The 16022-nt window shown below is 72.6% G+C and carries 14 protein-coding genes; 8 read left to right on the top strand and 6 right to left on the bottom strand.

The window, feature by feature from the left end; translation table 11 throughout:
* Positions 1 to 497 precede the first annotated feature (497 nt).
* The gene (locus tag ACFQ3T_RS25555) at positions 498 to 1667 is read left to right on the top strand and encodes a sensor histidine kinase (RefSeq protein WP_380726662.1); all 1170 of its coding nucleotides are present in this window, start codon (positions 498 to 500) and stop codon (positions 1665 to 1667) included.
* 83 nt (positions 1668 to 1750) lie between these two features.
* On the opposite strand, the gene ACFQ3T_RS25560 is transcribed toward ACFQ3T_RS25555, so the two are convergent.
* Positions 1751 to 2827: a hypothetical protein gene (locus ACFQ3T_RS25560; protein WP_380726664.1), complete on the bottom strand. Its 1077-nt coding sequence runs from the start codon at positions 2825 to 2827 to the stop codon at positions 1751 to 1753.
* 189 nt (positions 2828 to 3016) lie between these two features.
* On the opposite strand from ACFQ3T_RS25560, the gene ACFQ3T_RS25565 reads away from it, so the two are divergent.
* Both ACFQ3T_RS25565 and ACFQ3T_RS25570 read left to right on the top strand, forming a co-directional pair.
* Complete coding sequence (locus tag ACFQ3T_RS25565; protein WP_380726666.1) at positions 3017 to 4318, top strand: amidohydrolase family protein; 1302 nt, start codon at positions 3017 to 3019, stop codon at positions 4316 to 4318.
* 63 nt (positions 4319 to 4381) lie between these two features.
* The gene (locus tag ACFQ3T_RS25570; RefSeq protein ID WP_380726668.1) at positions 4382 to 4963 is read left to right on the top strand and encodes a hypothetical protein; all 582 of its coding nucleotides are present in this window, start codon (positions 4382 to 4384) and stop codon (positions 4961 to 4963) included.
* Here ACFQ3T_RS25570 and ACFQ3T_RS25575 read toward each other — a convergent pair.
* The 3 genes from ACFQ3T_RS25575 to ACFQ3T_RS25585 all read right to left on the bottom strand — a co-directional run bounded on the left by ACFQ3T_RS25575 (position 4953) and on the right by ACFQ3T_RS25585 (position 10143).
* Entirely contained in the window at positions 4953 to 5642 is a 690-nt protein-coding gene (locus ACFQ3T_RS25575; RefSeq protein ID WP_380726670.1) for an SDR family oxidoreductase, read from the bottom strand. The genes ACFQ3T_RS25570 and ACFQ3T_RS25575 overlap by 11 nt on opposite strands.
* A 247-nt stretch (positions 5643 to 5889) precedes the next feature.
* Positions 5890 to 7965, bottom strand: a complete 2076-nt coding sequence (locus ACFQ3T_RS25580; RefSeq protein ID WP_380726672.1) for a PhoX family protein — start codon at positions 7963 to 7965, stop codon at positions 5890 to 5892.
* Positions 7966 to 8106: 141 nt separating this feature from the next.
* Positions 8107 to 10143, bottom strand: coding sequence for a PhoX family protein (locus ACFQ3T_RS25585; protein ID WP_380726674.1), 2037 nt, complete (start codon positions 10141 to 10143; stop codon positions 8107 to 8109).
* 163 nt (positions 10144 to 10306) lie between these two features.
* Between ACFQ3T_RS25585 and ACFQ3T_RS25590 the strand changes: the two genes are divergently transcribed.
* The 4 genes from ACFQ3T_RS25590 to ACFQ3T_RS25605 are packed head-to-tail and all read left to right on the top strand — an operon-like array spanning position 10307 to position 13365.
* Complete coding sequence (locus tag ACFQ3T_RS25590) at positions 10307 to 10939, top strand: HAD family hydrolase (protein WP_380726676.1); 633 nt, start codon at positions 10307 to 10309, stop codon at positions 10937 to 10939.
* A gap of 60 nt (positions 10940 to 10999) precedes the next feature.
* Positions 11000 to 11893 carry a DNA-processing protein DprA gene (locus ACFQ3T_RS25595; protein WP_380726678.1) on the top strand — a complete coding sequence of 298 codons (894 nt, stop codon included), beginning with the start codon at positions 11000 to 11002 and terminating at the stop codon, positions 11891 to 11893.
* A gap of 1 nt (position 11894) precedes the next feature.
* Positions 11895 to 12626 (top strand): ComF family protein, encoded by a 732-nt coding sequence (locus ACFQ3T_RS25600; protein ID WP_380726680.1) that lies wholly within the window; start codon positions 11895 to 11897, stop codon positions 12624 to 12626.
* Between the two features lie 10 nt (positions 12627 to 12636).
* A complete protein-coding gene (locus tag ACFQ3T_RS25605; RefSeq protein ID WP_380726682.1) occupies positions 12637 to 13365 on the top strand; it encodes an SDR family NAD(P)-dependent oxidoreductase in 729 nt (242 codons plus the stop codon).
* A gap of 67 nt (positions 13366 to 13432) precedes the next feature.
* On the opposite strand, the gene ACFQ3T_RS25610 is transcribed toward ACFQ3T_RS25605, so the two are convergent.
* Together ACFQ3T_RS25610 and ACFQ3T_RS25615 are read right to left on the bottom strand one after the other, a co-directional pair.
* Positions 13433 to 14524 carry an inositol-3-phosphate synthase gene (locus ACFQ3T_RS25610; protein WP_366195860.1) on the bottom strand — a complete coding sequence of 364 codons (1092 nt, stop codon included), beginning with the start codon at positions 14522 to 14524 and terminating at the stop codon, positions 13433 to 13435.
* 41 nt (positions 14525 to 14565) lie between these two features.
* Entirely contained in the window at positions 14566 to 15111 is a 546-nt protein-coding gene (locus ACFQ3T_RS25615; protein ID WP_380726684.1) for a PadR family transcriptional regulator, read from the bottom strand.
* Positions 15112 to 15278: 167 nt separating this feature from the next.
* On the opposite strand from ACFQ3T_RS25615, the gene ACFQ3T_RS25620 reads away from it, so the two are divergent.
* Positions 15279 to 15683, top strand: coding sequence for a DUF5318 domain-containing protein (locus ACFQ3T_RS25620; RefSeq protein ID WP_380726686.1), 405 nt, complete (start codon positions 15279 to 15281; stop codon positions 15681 to 15683).
* Positions 15684 to 16022 lie beyond the last annotated feature (339 nt).

Raw genomic sequence — 16022 nt, forward strand, 5'->3', positions numbered from 1 at the left:
CGGACCGCCCCGCTTCGCCCCCGCGCCCGAGGAGACCACCCAGCCCCAGTCGCCCGGACGCCTCGCCGAACTGCTCCGGCGGCACGCCGAGCGCTGACCCCCGCCGGCCGCCGACCCTCGCCGGCCGCTGGCACCGCCGGCCGCTGACCCCACCGGCCGGTGGCACCATCAGCCGCTGACCCCGCCGGCCGCGGCCCTGCCGGCGCCGACACCGTCAGCGCCGACACCCGTCAGCGCTGCGAGTCCACCAGCACGCCCGCCAACGCCATCAGGACCAGCACCAGCAGACCCAGCACGGCGCCCGCCCACGTCGCGACCACTCCGAACATGGTGTTCCTCCGTTCCCCGACTCCCTTCACCAGAGTCACCCCCGGATTCGTCATCCGACATCGGCCACTGGTGTGTTTTGAGTGGCGTTCGGGTCAGCCTGGCGGTGGACACCCCACCCGACCGGAGGTGGACGCACGATCCGCCCCGAGCACCTACCGTGACGTGTCGTGGAGAGCACTCACCTCGGGTGGCGGCCCCTGCTCCGCCGCCAGTGGCCGCTTGCGTGCGCCCTCCTCTTCCTCCTCGGCAGCGAGCTGATCGGCGACGCGAACTGGTGGCAGTTCCCCGGCACGGCCGTGGTGTGCGCGCTGGCCGTGCTCGCGCCCCGCCGGCCGTTCGACGCCACGCTGGCCGCCGCCACCGCCGTGGCCGCGACGTCCGTCGTCCTGCTCGTGGTCGACTCCGCGCCCAAGGTGCCGCTGATCGGCGCCCTGGTGGTGTCCGAGACCGCGGCCGTGATGGCGGTCATCGCGACGGTCGTCCGCCACGCGCCGCTCGTGCGGGCGGTGCTCGCGGTGGCGCTGCTGGTCGCCGTGTCCGCGCTGACGGACTTCATGCGGCCGGACTACTGGTCCCGGTACTGGCCGGAGTACGACGGGCCGGGACCGTGGCAGCACGTGATCGGCGGCTCGGTGCTGCTGGTGCTGTCGGTCGGCACCGGCCTGTACTTCCGGGCCCGCGACCGGGAGCGCGCGACCGCCGTGCGGGCCGAGGTCGCGGCGGCGCAGCACGCCGAGCGCATGGCGTTGGCGCGCGAGCTGCACGACGTGGTGGCGCACTACGTGACCGGGATGGTGGTGCACGCGCAGGCGGCGCAGGCCGTGCCGTCCGCCGCGCCCGAGGCGCTGCCGATCATCGTGCGCAGCGGGCACGAGGCGTTGACCGAGATGCGGCGGCTGGTGGGGACGCTGCGCGGGGCCGACGCGGAGGGCGACGCCGACGCGCCGAGCGCGAGCAGCGACCTGGCCGACGACGTGCGCGGGGTGGTGGAGCGGTCCGGCCAGCCGGTGCGGCTGCACCTCGACCTGCCCGTGTCCGTGCCGCCGTCGTTGGGGCGCTCGGTGCTGCGGCTGGTGCAGGAGTCGTTGACCAACGCCCGCAAGCACGCCGACGGGGTGTCCTCCGTGGACGTCTCGGTGGTGGTGTCCGACGGGGTGGTGCACGTGGTCGTGGCCGATGACGGGCGGGCGCAGAAGGCGTCGCCGGTCGGTGGCACCGGCGGGTACGGGCTGGTCGGCATGCGGGAGCGCGTCGAACTGCTCGGCGGGCGGTTCAGCGCCGGTCCGCGCGGCGGTGGCGGCTGGGAGGTGCGGGCCGCGCTGCCGGTGGCGGAGTGACGTGCGGATGTGACGTGCGGGTGTGACCTGCGGGAATGACGTGCGGGGGTGACGTGCGGGGTGACGTGCGGGTGGCCGCGCGGTCAGCTCGTGACGCGCGCCGCGGGCAGTTCCGCCGGCAGTGGGTAGGTGAAGACCTGCCCGGGGTCCGCCGCCACGGGGTCGGCCGGTGCGTCCGGCGCCGGCGGGTCCGCCGCGGCCAGGTGGCGGTCCGCGACCGGGCGCGGCTCGCGGGCCGACCGCTCCTGGTCCGGGATGGCGGGCCGGTACCCGCCGAGCCACGAGGTGACGTCGCCGGAGAGCCGGGCGTTCTCCTCGTGCAGCTCGCGGACCTGGTGCTCCAGCAGGGCGATCCGGTGCTGGGCGTCGCGGTGCGCCCGGACCACCGTCCACAGCAGGTTGTAGGCGCTCCACTCCGGGTCGAACGCCCCATCCTCCTCGGCGTCCTCCACGGCGTCCTCCACGGCGGGCGCGGCGGCGAGGGGGGCGGCCGGCTCCGTGGCGGGCTTGGCGGCGAGCCCGGCCGCAGGCATGGCGGTGGGCTCGGCGGCGAGGCCGGCTGCGGGCTCGGCTGCGGGCTCGGCACCGGGCTTGGCTGCCGGCTTGGTGGCGGGCTCGGGCGGGCGGGGTTCGGGTACCGCCAGGGGCAGGCTGTGCTTGGCCGCCCACTCCGGGCCGCCGATCAGCGACGTCGTGACCGTGCCCGCGGCCGGGTGCAGCCAGTGCGGCCGGTGCGCCTCGTCGGCCGGCTCGCCGGTGGCGAGGGCGTACAGGTACCGGGCCGTCGCCCGGACGCCCGGCGCGAACCTCGGGTGCACGGCGGCGTCGACCACGTCGGCGATCCGGTTCCACGGCGGCCGGGAGTCGGCCCGCGCGTTCGCGCCGATCCAGCGGCTCACCTCCGCCCGCACCGCGCCCAGCGACCGGCCCTGGGCCCAGTGCCCCGGCTCGCGCGCCGCCCGCTTCAGGACGCGCCGGTACGCGGTGCTCATCCGGCCGTGCTCGTCCACCAGGTGCACGAGGAGGAACAACGCCAGCCACCGGCGTTCCCGGGACAGGCCCGGATCGGTGAAGTCGTCCTCCGACCGCAGGACGGCCACCGCGGGCAGACCGCGGCCGCGCCGCTCGCCGGATCCATTCTCGACACCGCTCCGAGCCACCGCGCACTCCTTCGCCGGATCAGCGGGAAGACCACTTATCCCAACGTTCCGGAGGCTACGTCCGTCCAGCACGCGAGCAACTCTCAAGTCGGCGAAACCCACTTTTCGTGTTACGCGGGACGCCTGTGCCGCCGTGTCGTGTGTCGCTCGTTCGAGTGCCATCGGGCCGCGTGCGGCAGGATCGTGGCCATGTCGCTGCGCCTCCACGCCCCGGTCGTCCTGCCCTGCGATCCCGCCTGCACCGTCCTCCGCGACGCCGTGGTCGACATCGTCGACGGACGGGTGGCGCACGTCGGTCCGGAGGCCCACGCGCCGGAGTTCGCGGGCGAGGTCCGCCGGTTGACCGGCATCCTGCTGCCCGGCCTCGTGAACACGCACGCGCACAGCCCGATGGTGCTGCTGCGCGGCATGGGCGGCGACCTGCCGCTGCTGCGCTGGCTGCACGAGGCGATGTGGCCCGCCGAGGCGAAGATGAAGCCCGAGGACATCCGGGTCGGCATGCTGCTCGGCGCGGTGGAGATGCTGCGCAACGGCGTCACCACGAGCGCCGAGATGTACTTCCACGGCGAGCAGCTGGCCGACGCCGTGCTGGCCGCCGGCTCGCGGGTGCTGTTCGGCGCGGCGATCATGGACCTGCCGGGCCTGCCGTGGCGGCCGATGACCGACGAGATCACCCGCTGGATCGACGCCGACGGCCTGCGGTTCGGGCCGGACGAGCGGATCGAGCTGAGCTACGGGCCGCACTCGGCGTACATCCTCACGCCCGAGGCGCTGGGCGAGATCGCCGGCGAGGCGCGCGACCGCGGCGCGCTGCTCCAGATCCACGTCGCCGAGTCGCCCGAGGAGGACGTGGCGCAGCGCGAGTCGCACGGCTCCGTGCCGCGGCTGCTGGAGCAGGCTGGCGTGCTCGGCGGCCGGGTGCTGTCCGCGCACTCCGTGCACCTCTCGCCCGAGGACGTGGCGATCTACGCCCGGCACCGGGTCGGCATCGCGCACTGCCCCGGCTCGAACACCAAGCTGGCGTCCGGCATCGCGCCGCTGCGGTCCTACCTGGACGCCGGCGTGCCGGTCGGGCTCGGCACGGACGGTCCCGCGTCCAACGACGACCTCGACCTGTTCGAGGAGGCCCGGCTCGCGGCCCTGCTCGCGCGCGTGACGACGAAGGACGCCACGGCGATGCGTGCGGCGGACGCGTTGCTGCTGGCCACGCGGGGCGGCGCGGCGGCGCTGGGCCGCGACGACCTCGGCGCGCTGGAGCCCGGCCGGTGGGGCGACGTCGTGCACGTCGACGTGGACGACCCGGCCTTCGCCACCGGGCTGGACGCGCCCGACGAGCAGGTGCTGGCCAACCTGGTGTGGGCGTCGGGCACCCGGCGGGTCAAGGACGTGTGGGTGGCCGGCAAGCAGGTCGTGGCCGACGGCGAGACCACGAACGTCGACCGCCGCGAGGCGCAGGCCGGCGTGCGGGCCGTGTCCGCCCGACTCCGCTAGGCAACAGAAACCGGGGCGCGTGCGTCTTCTCCTGTGGAGGACCGACCAAGGGGAGGACGCACCATGATTCGCAGGACGTTGACCGCCGTGCTGGCACTGGCGGCGATGGTGGGGTTGGCCGGCACGGCGTCCGCCGCGCCGTCGGGGGAGTTCACGTGGCCTCCGGCGGACGTCACGCCGGTGTACGAGACGGCGGCGGAGCTGGAGGTGCGCACGGCCCGGTTCGCCGCGCGCGAGGTGGAGTTGGTGCCGCTGGTCGTGCGCGGCGCGTCCGACGTGACGACCGGCGCCTGGGGCCACGAGGCGGCGGGACTGTTCGACGGGCTCCAGTACGTCAACAACGACGTCCGGTTCAGCACGCCGCGCGGCCCGTCGGGCTTCTTCATCCAAATCCACGCGCCGGGGTTCTTCACGACAACGCCCGCCGAGCTGTGCGGGTTCTCGACGTGCACCGGCTCGGTGCGCCAGGCCGACGGCGGGCTCGTCGTGTTCACCGAGCACGTCGGCGAGTGGGGGTCGCGCACGGCGTACAGCTACCGGCCGAACGGTGAGGTCGTGTACGTGTCGACCGCGCACTCGTCGGTCGTGGGCAACCGGCAGCTCGCGCGGCTCGCGACCGACCGCGGGTTCACCTTCACGAGCTAGGGCGCGGCCTCGGTCGGACGACGACGTCGGTGACGTGGGCGTCCTCGCTCGCGTGCACGGCGGTCGCGACGGCCCGGGCGACGGAGTCCGCGTGCAGGTAGAGGTGCGGCTGGTAGTCGCCGCTCTGCTGCGCGCGGACACCGCGCTGCATGTCGGTGTCCACGCGTCCGGGGTGGACGGACGTGACGCGGAGGTCTTCCTCTTCGGCGCGCAGCACGTCGCCGTAGGCGCGGAGGGCGAACTTGCTCGCCGCGTACACGCCCCAGTCGGCGTTGGCGCGCAGCCCGGCGCCCGAGTTGATCAGCACGACGTGGCCGCGGGCGGCGCGCAGCAGCGGCAGCACCAGGCGGGTCAGCTCGGCGACGGCGACGACGTTGAGGTCGAGGGTGCGGCGCCAGACGTCGGCGCCGGCCTCGGCGAGCGGGCCGAGTTCGGCGATGCCCGCGCTGTGCACGAGGACGTCCAGCCGGGTGAGGTCGGCGGTGGCGGCGGCGAGCGCGCCGGGGTCGGTCAGCTCCACCGGCCACGGCCGGGCGGAGCCCAGCGACCCGGCAAGCTCTGCCAGCGCCGCCTCGTCCCGGCCGCCCAGCAGCAGGTCGTGCGTCGGGGCGAGGACGCGGGCGACCGCCGCGCCGATACCTCGCGACGCGCCGGTGATGAGGGCAACGGGACGACTCATGCCTCGACCCTAACCAACCCCTGCCGCGGGCCACCGAGGAAGGGCGGTGCCGCGCAGGCGGTGCTGCGCAGGCACCACCGCCGAAAGCCTGCTGCGCAGGCGTCCCCGCCGAGGGGACCCCTGCTTTTACGCTGCCACACAGGACCGACACGTGGGCGGCGTCAGGCTGCGGCTGTGGACAACTGCCGTGCCTGTGGACAACTCGGCAGAGGGCCCGGCCCGCGGCGCGGGCCCTCCACCGCCGGGGTCAGCCGCAGATGCGGCCCTTGTCCTTCTTCCACACCGCCACGACCGACGGGCGGGGCTGCGAGGCGCCGCCGTCCGGCCAGTGCGACAGCGGGTTCGACGCCGACGCGCCGTCGATCTCACCGGGGTGCTGCACGGCGACGAGCACGAAGTCGTCCTCGATGACCGGGCCGCACGTCTCCGCGCCCTTCGGCACGGTGAGGAACTGCTTCACCCGGCCGCGGAACTCGCCCTCCACCGGCACGGCGAACAGGCCGTCGTTGGACTTCAGGGCGTTGCCGTCGGTGGAGATCCACAGGTTGCCCCGGGCGTCGAACGCCACGTTGTCCGGGCACGAGATCGGCGAGACCTGCGTCTTGTCGTAGCCGCCGAAGTAGGTGTCGGGCGACGTCGGGTCGCCGCACACCAGCATCAGCTTCCACGAGAACGACGTCGCGGTGTTGTCGCCGCGCCGCTCCTCCAGCTCGAGCACGTGCCCGTGCCGGTTGTTGAGGCGCGGGTTCGGCTCGGTCGCGCCTTCCTTGCCCGCCTTGCCGCGGTCGGTGTTGTTGGTCAGCGCCGCGTACACCCGGCGGTTGCGCGGGTTCGGCTCGACGTCCTCCGGCCGGTCCATCTTGGTCGCGCCGACCTTGTCCGCCGCGAGGCGGGTGAAGACGTAGACCTCCTCGGCGGTGAAGCCGGGCACGAACGACCGGTCGCCGCTCGCCAGCGCGATCCACTCGCCGGTGCCGTCGAACTCGCCGTCCGCGGGCAGCTTGCCGGAGCCGTCGATCTCGGCGGCCGGGCTGTCGCCGGTGAACCGGGCGACGTAGAGCGTGCCGCGGTCGAGGAGCTTCTTGTTGTGCTCACGCGCGTGCTTGCTGTTGCCCGGCTTGAACTTCTCGTCGGACACGAACTTGTACATGTAGTCGAAGCGCTCGTCGTCGCCCATGTACGCGACCACGCGGCCGTCGCGGGCGATGATCACGTTCGCGCCCTCGTGCTTGAAGCGGCCGAGCGCGGTGTGCTTGACCGGGGTCGAGTCCGGGTCGAGCGGGTCGATCTCGACGACCCAGCCGAACCGGTTGACCTCGTTCGGTTCCTGCGCCACGTCGAAGCGCTTGTCGAACCGCTCCCACTTGCGCGTGGACGCCGCGCCGGACAGGCCGTACCTGGCCAGCCGCGCCTTCACCACCGGGTCGGTGACCGAACCGGCGTTGCCGAAGTACTGGTTGAAGTTCTCCTCGCCGGACAGGATCGTGCCCCACGGCGTGACGCCGCCCGCGCAGTTGTTCAGCGTGCCCAGCACCTTCGTGCCGGTCGGGTCGGCGGACGTCTTGAGGTGCGCGGAGCCCGCCGCCGGGCCGGTGACCTTGAACTCGGACGTCGCGGTCAGCCGCCGGTTGTAGCGGCGGTCCACCTTGGGCACCAGGTTGCCGGTGCGCCGGTCCCGCTCGACCAGCACGACGGACGCGCCGTGCGCGGCCCACGCGATCTCGGTCTGCTCACGGGTGGGGTTGGCGGAGTCCCAGTTCCGGAACAGGAACTCCTCGCTCGTGTACTCGTGGTTGGCGACGAGCAGCCACTGGTCGTGCCTGCCGACCGGGACCAGGCCGAGGAAGTCGCAGTTGTAGCCGAACTGCTTCGCCTGCGCCGCCGGGGTCTGGCGGTCGAAGTCGAACTCGGGCGCGCCGGGCAGCACCGGGTCGCCCCAGCGCAGCACGATTCCCTGCTCGTAGCCCTCGGGCGTGACGACCCGGTCCTCGGTGTTGGGCGCGACGGCGGTGAAGTTCAGGCCGTCCTTGCGGCGCCCGCCGCCCAGGTCGACGTCGGCGTCGGGCTTCGCGACGGCGGCGCCGGCACCGACCAGCCCGACACCCGCGCCCGCGACGGCCAGCACCGCGCCCGCCTTCAGCAGGCCACGCCGGCGCACGACCTCGCCGACGACGTCACCGAAGTAGGCGTTGCCGGACGTGTTCGGGGCTTCGTGCGCGCAGGCGTCGCCGCAGCGGTACTTGCAGGTGATCGCCGAACGCCCGAGGGGGTGGTTGGGCAACAGGGGCAGCAGGCGACGGCCCCGATCGGTGGATGAGGACACACGGACCTCCGAGATCGCTCAGTGGGAACTGGGCGACCGTAGGAGTGCAACCCCTCCGCCAGCGGACTTCGAGGTGAACGGCGGGCGAACACCTCCACCTTTCGCCGACCGGAACCGCCTGCTCACAGCGCGTGTCGGCCCCTACTCACCGATCCGCCGGCCCTCCCGCCACACCGCCACGACCGACGGGCGCGGCTGCGAGTCGCCGCCGTCCGGCCAGTGCGACACCGGGTTGTCGGCGCTCGCGCCGTCCACCTCGCCCGGGTGCTGCACGCACACCGTCACCACGCGCTCGCCGATCACCGGCCCGCACGTCTCCGCACCGCGCGGCACGGTGAGGAAAGCCTTGAGGTGACCGCGTTCGCGGCCCGCCACCGGCACCGCGTACAGGCCGTCGTTGAGGCCGTTGAGCGCGCCCGCCGAGTCGCTGGAGATCCACAGGTTGCCGTGCCGGTCGAACGCCACGTTGTCCGGGCTGGAGATCGGCGAGACGCGGGTCTTGTCGTAGCCCGCGAAGTACGTGTCCGGCGACGCCGGGTCGCCGCACACCAGCATGAGGTTCCACGAGAACGTGAGCGCGAGGGCGTCGCCGCCGCGCTCGGTCAGCTCCAGCACTTGGCCGTGCTTGTTGTTCACGCGCGGGTTCGGCTCGGTCGCGCCTTCCTTGCCCGGCTTGCCGCGGTCGACGTTGTTGCTGAGCGCGCAGTAGACGACGCCGGTGTGCGGGTGGGTCTCGATGTCCTCGGGGCGGTCCATCTTCGTCGCGCCGACCTTGTCCGCCGCGAGCCGGGTGAAGACGTAGACCTCCTCGGCCGTCATGCCCGGCACGAACGACCGGTCGCCGCTCGCCAGCGGGATCCACTCGCCGTGGCCGTCGAACCGCCCGTCCGACGGCAGCCTGCCCGAGCCGTCGACCTCGGCCGGCGGGCTGTCGCCGGTGAACCGGGCGACGTACAGCCTGCCGTCGTCCAGCAGGGTCATGTTGTGCCGCCGGGCGGCACGGCTGTCGCCGGGGCGGACCTTGCCGGTGGAGATGAACTTGTAGACGTACTCGAACCGCTCGTCGTCGCCCGAGTACGCGACCACGCGGCCGTCCGGCGCGACGCGCACGTTGGCGCACTCGTGCTTGAGCCGGCCGAGGGCGGTGTGCTTGACCGGGGTGGAGTCGGGGTCGGTCGGGTCGAGTTCGACGACGTAGCCGAACCGGTTGGCCTCGTTGGGCTCGCGGGCCAGGTCGAAGCGCCGGTCGAACCGCTCCCACTTGCGGGTGGTGGCCGTGCCGGTCATGCCGTAGCGGGCGAGGCGCGGGTCGCTGCGCGCGGCGGCGTTGCCGAAGTACTGGTTGAAGTTCTCCTCGCCGGACAGGATCGTGCCCCACGGCGTCACGCCGCCCGCGCAGTTGTTCAGCGTGCCCAGCACCATCGTGCCGGTGGGGTCGGCGGACGTCTTGAGCAGGTCGGAGCCCGCGGCCGGGCCCGTGAGCCGGAACGGCGTGGTGGCCGTGATGCGGCGGTTGTAGCGGGAGAAGCGGGTGCTGAGGCGGCCGTCGCGGTGCTGGTGGACCTGGACGACGGACAGGCCGTGCGCGGCCCAGGCGATCTCCACCTGTTCCCGGGTGGGGTGCTCCGGGTCGTAGTTCTTGAACATGAACGGTTCGCTGGTGTACTCGTGGTTCGTCACGAGCAGGCTGGTGCGGCCCGTCGCGTCCAGCGGCAGCAGCGCGGCGAAGTCGCAGTTGAAGCCGAACTGGCGGGCCTGCGCGGCGGCCGTCTGGTGGTCGAAGTCGAACCGCGGCGCGCCGGGGAAGATCGGGTCGCCCCAGCGGATCACGACCTCGTGGCGGTAGCCCTCGGGGACGACGACGGCGTCCAGCGTGTTCGGCTCGACGGGCCGGAAGTCCAGTCCCGGGGGTGACGCGTCGGCGTGAGCCGGTTCGGGCGCGGGTTCGGGTTCGGCGTGCGCGGCTTCGGCGGTCGCCGCGCCGGTCGCCGCCGCGCCGCCCAGGGCCGCGACGACCACACCGGCCTTGATCGCCGTGCGCCGGGTGACGAGGTCGCCGAAGTAGGGGTTGCCCGAGGTGTTGGGCACGTCGTGGAAGCACGCGTCGCCGCAGCGGTACTCGCAGGTCACCGCCGCGCGTCCGGGGGAGTGGTTGGCCAGCAGGGGTAGGTGTCGCACCAACTCGAACGCCTCCTACGGTCAGTACGGAAGACCGACCGACCGTATGCCGGCGTTCACCTGTTGTTAACCATCAATTCTTCACCGCGGAGATTCACTTCGCCATCCTCACCGATTCGACGCGAGGAGGGCGGGGCAGGTGGGCTCACACTACGGTCGGGGTGTGGAAGCGGTGGTGTTCGACCTCGACGGCGTGCTGGTGGACTCCGAGCGGATGTGGGACGAGGTGCGGCGGGCGTTCGCGGCCCGGCACGGCGGCACGTGGCTGCCCGCGTCGACCCGGGCGATGCAGGGCATGAGCACACCCGAGTGGGCGACGTACCTGGTGACCGAGGTGGGCGTCCGCCTCACCCCGGCCGAGGTCGCGTCCGGCGTCATCGGGGAGATGGCCGAGCGGTACGCCGACGGCCCGCCCGTGCTGCCCGACGCGGTGGCCGTGGTCCGCGAGGTCGCGTCCCGCTACCCCGTGGCGATCGCCAGCTCGTCACCGCCGGTGCTGATCAAGTCGTTCCTGGCGGCGACCGACCTGACCGACGTCGTCCCGGTCGCGCTGTCGAGCGAGCAGACGGCCGCCGGCAAGCCCGCGCCCGACGTCTACCTCCTGGCCGCGTCCAAGCTGGGCGCCGACCCGTCCCGCTGCGCCGCCGTGGAGGACTCGACCAACGGCCTGCGCTCCGCCCTGGCCGCCGGCATGACGGTGTACGCCGTCCCGAACCCCCACTTCCCCCCGGACCCGGAGGTGTTGGCCCAGGTCACCGTCCTGCCCGCGCTGTCAGCCCTGCCCGCCGCGCTATAGCCTCTACCCGTCCGGGTGAACGATCTACTGGATCGAACAGGTGTTCGATAGGATGAGCCGATGACGACGCGACGCGAACAGGCGGCGCTCCTGCTCGCGCTCCGGACCAGCGGGCGGGCGTGGACGGAGGTGTCCGGCCAGATCGAGGACGCGGCCTCGGCGCTCGCGGTCCTCGACGCGTTGCTCACCCCGGACCAGCCGACCCTCGACCACGCCGACGTCGACCACTCGGCGGAGCTCGACGAGGTCGAGCGCGAGATCGAGGCGTGGGCCGCGGAGGGCATCCGGCTGGTCACCCTGCTCGACGACGACTACCCGGTACGGCTGCTCATGGTCCACCAACGGCCGCCGTTCCTGACCGTGCGGGGCGCGCTGTCACCGGCCGACGAGCGCGCGGTCGCCGTCGTCGGCAGCCGGAACCCGAGTTCACGCGGTCTCCACGTCGCACGCGAGGTCGCCACGACACTCGCCGGGCACGGCGTGACGGTGCTCAGCGGCCTCGCCGCCGGCGTTGACGCGGCAGCGCACCGTGCCGCCCTCGACGCGGGCGGCCGGACCGTCGCCGTGGTCGGGACCGGGCTGAGGCACTGCTACCCGGCGACGAACCGGGACCTGCAGGCGGAGATCGGCCTCCGGGGCGCCGTGGTGTCCCAGTTCTGGCCCGACGCCCGTCCGGCGAAGCACCACTTCCCGATGCGGAACGCCGTGATGAGCGGCTGCGGTGTCGCCACGGTGGTGGTGGAGGCCGGCGAGCACAGCGGAACCCGCATCCAGGCCCGCGTGGCGCTGGAACAGGGCCGGCACGTCTTCCTCCTGCCCGAGGTGGTCGAAGGCACGAAGTGGGGCAAGGAGACGTCCCGCCGCCCGAACACGACGGTGCTCGAAGGGCCCGACCACCTCCTGAAGGTCCTGGACGAGCTGACGGCGGAGCTTCCCGAGCTGATCGACTTCTGACGTGAGGGCGCACAGCCGCCTCCAGGAGCGGTACAGCAACGTCCTGGTGCCACCCCCGGCGGTCGACCGGTCGATCTGCCTGGTCTGCCGGCGGAACACGGACCAGTTCGTCCGCTGCTACCACTGCAACCGCCACCGCGCCGGTTTCCGCGGCGAGGTAGCCGACGTGGTGGTGCCCATCTCGATCGCCATCAAGGGCGATCAGCTCGCGCGCGAGCTGTGGCGCTACAAGAACAGCGACGTGGACAAGGAGCGTCGGGACTTCACCAACGGCCTCGCGCTCGTCCTGGCCGCCTTCCTGAGCCGGCACGAGGACTGCCTGGCGAGAGCCGCCGACGTCGAGCGGTTCGACGTCGTGACCAGCGTGCCGAGCACCAGGGTGCCGGAACCCCTCGCGGGCATCCTCGGCCGTCAGGTCGGCCGAACCCGTGACCGCTTCGCCACGGTCCTGCGCGCGGACGCGCCGAACAACGACGACCTCGTCCCCGGGACGGTTCAGGTCGTCGGCGAGGTGGCCGGGCGCTCGGTCCTGCTGGTGGACGACACGTGGACCACGGGGGCGAGCCTCCAGTCCGCCGCCGTGGCGCTGAAGCGGGCCGGTGCCGCGACCGTGGCCGGCCTGGTCATCGGCCGCCACTTCGACCCGAAGCACGAACGGGCGGCCGCGTACCTGGAGAAGGTGCGGTCGCGGCCGTTCGACTGGGAGGTGTGCGTCCTCTGCCGGAACGCCTAGCGTGCGCGGCATGGAACAGCGTGTTGCGGTGGTGACCGGGGCGGCCCAGGGGATCGGGGCCCGGATCGCCGAGGTGTTGCGGGGTGACGGGTTCGCGGTGGTCGGGTTCGACCTGCGGGAGACGCCCGGCGGGGTGGTGGGTGACGTGTCGTCGCCCGCGGACGTGGCGCGGGTGGTCGAGCGGGTCGGCGACCGGGTCGACGTGCTGGTCAACAACGCGGGGATCTCGGGGATCACGCCGTTCGAGGAGACGTCGCTGGAGCAGTGGCAGCGGGTGCTGGCGGTCAACCTGACCGGCCCGTTCCTGCTCACGCGGGCGCTCGGGCCGGTGATGCTGGCCCGCGGCTCGGGCTCGGTGGTCAACATCGCGTCCGTCGCCGGGCTCCAGGGTGTCGCCGACCGGGCCGCGTACAACACCACCAAGCACGGGCTGATCGGCATGACGCGCACGCTCGCCGTGGAGTGGGGCGGGCGCGGGGTGCGGGTCAACGCGGTGTGCCCCGGCTGGGTGAAGACCGAGATGGACGTGGCCGACCAGGAGGGCGGCCACTACGACGACACCGACATCACGCACCACGTGCCGATGGGCCGGTTCGCGTCACCGGACGACATCGCGCAGGCCGTGGCGTTCCTCGCCGACCCGGCGCGCAGCGGCTTCGTCAACGGCGTCGCGCTGCCCGTGGACGGCGGCTGGACGGCCGACGGCTCGTGGCAGTCCCTCCGGCTCTCGAAGCGCTGACGCACGGCGAACCCCCCGCACGGCGAACCCCCTGCACCGCGCACGGGTGCAGGGGGTTCGCCGGAGGTCAGCGCTCCACGTCGCCGCGGATGAACGCCTCGACCGCCTCGTGCGCCTCGGAGTCCGAGTACTGCACCGGCGGGGACTTCATGAAGTACGACGACGCCGACAGGATCGGCCCGCCGATGCCCCGGTCCAGGGCGATCTTCGCGGCGCGCACCGCGTCGATGATGATGCCCGCCGAGTTCGGCGAGTCCCACACCTCGAGCTTGTACTCCAGGTTCAGCGGCACGTCGCCGAACGCGCGACCCTCCAGCCGCACGTACGCCCACTTGCGGTCGTCCAGCCACGCCACGTAGTCCGACGGGCCGATGTGGACGTTGCGCTTGCCGAGGTCGCGGTCCACCTGCGACGTCACGGCCTGCGTCTTGGAGACCTTCTTGGACTCCAGCCGCTCCAGCTCCTTCATGTTCAGGAAGTCCATGTTCCCGCCCACGTTGAGCTGCATCGTGCGGTCGAGCTGCACGCCGCGGTCCTCGAAGAGCTTCGCCAGCACGCGGTGCGTGATGGTGGCGCCGACCTGCGACTTGATGTCGTCGCCGACGATCGGCACGCCGGCCGCGCGGAACTTCTCGGCCCACTCCGGGTCGGACGCGATGAACACGGGCAGCGCGTTGACGAACGCCACACCCGCGTCGATGGCGGCCTGCGCGTAGAAGCGGTCCGCCTCCTCGGAGCCCACCGGGAGGTAGGACACGAGGACGTCCACGGACGCGTCGCGCAGCGCCTGCGCCACGTCGACCGGCTGCTCGTCGGACTCCTCGATGGTCTCCCGGTAGAACCGGCCGAGCCCGTCGAGGGTGTGCCCGCGCTGCACGGTGACGCCGAGCGGCGGCACGTCGGCGATCTTGATCGTGTTGTTCTCGCTCGCGCCGATGGCCTCGGACAGGTCGGTGCCGACCTTCTTGGCGTCCACGTCGAACGCGGCGACGAACTCGATGTCGCTGACGTGGTAGTCGCCGAAGCGGACGTGCATCAGACCGGGCACGCGGGTGCTCGGATCGGCATCGCGGTAGTAGTGGACGCCCTGCACCAGCGACGCCGCGCAGTTGCCGACCCCGACAATGGCCACTCGAACGGTGCGGCGGTTGTCGCCCATGCCGAGTCCTCCTTCTGTTCTTCCGTGCTTGTTCCGGGGGTTCATTGGTCCCGCTCGCGCTGTTCGGCCTGTTCGTGGGCGATCAGCTCGTTCAACCACCGCACCTCGCGCTCGGTGCTCTCCAGCCCGAGCCGGTGCAGTTCCCGGGTGTACCGGTCGATGCGCTCGCTCGTCGCCGATAACGAGGTGCGCAGCCCTTCACGGCGTTCCTCGACGCGCCGCCTGCGGCCCTCGAGGATGCGCATCCTGATCTCGGCGGGGGTTCGGGAGAAGAACGCGAGGTGGACGCCGAACGAGTCGTCGTCCCACGTCTGGGGTCCGGCGTTGACCAGCAGTTCGGCGAACCTCTCCTTGCCCTCGGCGGTGAGCCGGTAGACCTTGCGCGCCCGACGGCCCCACCGCGCCGAGTCGTCCTCCGGGACTTCCTCGACGATGAGGCCGCCACGTTGCAACTTGCGCAACGTGGGGTACAGCGTTCCGTAGGAGAACGCTCGAAACGCCCCCAGCAGCTCGTGCAAGCGCTTGCGCAGCTCATAGCCGTGCATGGGTGCTTCGTGCAGCAGGCCGAGGATCGCGAACTCCAGCACGGAGCACCTCCCCGCTCAGGTGAGGCCGATGGGTGTGGTCAGTATATCGGTGCGATACATCCGCGCATGCCGGTGAAGTGTCACGTGGCACACATCGACCCCTGCCTTCGGGGCACTGCCCTGAACGGCCCATCGACGCGGTTGGGGCGGCACGTACTCTGGTCGTCGTGTCGACCCAACGCCAGGTCGTGGACTACGCCCTGCAGCGCCGTGCGCTGCTGGCGGAGGTCTACGCGGGCCGAGTGGGCACGATGGAGGTCTGCGACGCCAGCCCGTACCTGCTGCGAGCTGCGAAGTTCCACGGCCGGCCGAGCGACGTGACGTGCCCGGTCTGCCGCAAGGAACCGCTGACCCACGTGTCCTGGGTCTACGGCGACGAGCTGAAGCACGCGGCCGGGTCCGCGCGCACCGGCGAGGAACTGGCCCGCATGGCGACCCTCTTCGAGGAGTTCACCGTGTACGTGGTCGAGGTTTGCCGCACATGTAGTTGGAACCACCTGGTGCAGTCATACGTCCTGGGAACGCGTGGCCTGAACTCTCGCAAGCCGCGCAGGAGGACCGCGGCGGAGTGAACCTGCTCCGGCCACGGGCGCCGCTCCGGCGAGGAGCAGCGGCGTACGACCACCGAACCGCGTGCAGGAGCACGCCGGTCTGGGAGGCCATTTCGTGAACGACCAGCATGACGACAGGCATCGTGGCGCGGAGCCGCAGTGGCCGACCGGGGAGGACCCGGACGGCGGTGCGCACCCACCGCGGCACGGCGCCGGGGATCAGCCGGCGCGTCCGAACACCCCACCAGGTGGTTCGGCACGCGCTCCGTTCGACGGCCCCGGCCCTCGGCACGGCACGCCCCCGGGCGGGTTCGCCCGTCCCGGCACGCCCCCCGGCGGGATTCCGCGGGCGGGCGGCAC

The organism is Saccharothrix hoggarensis (assembly GCF_042678885.1).
Taxonomy (GTDB): domain Bacteria; phylum Actinomycetota; class Actinomycetes; order Mycobacteriales; family Pseudonocardiaceae; genus Actinosynnema; species Actinosynnema hoggarensis.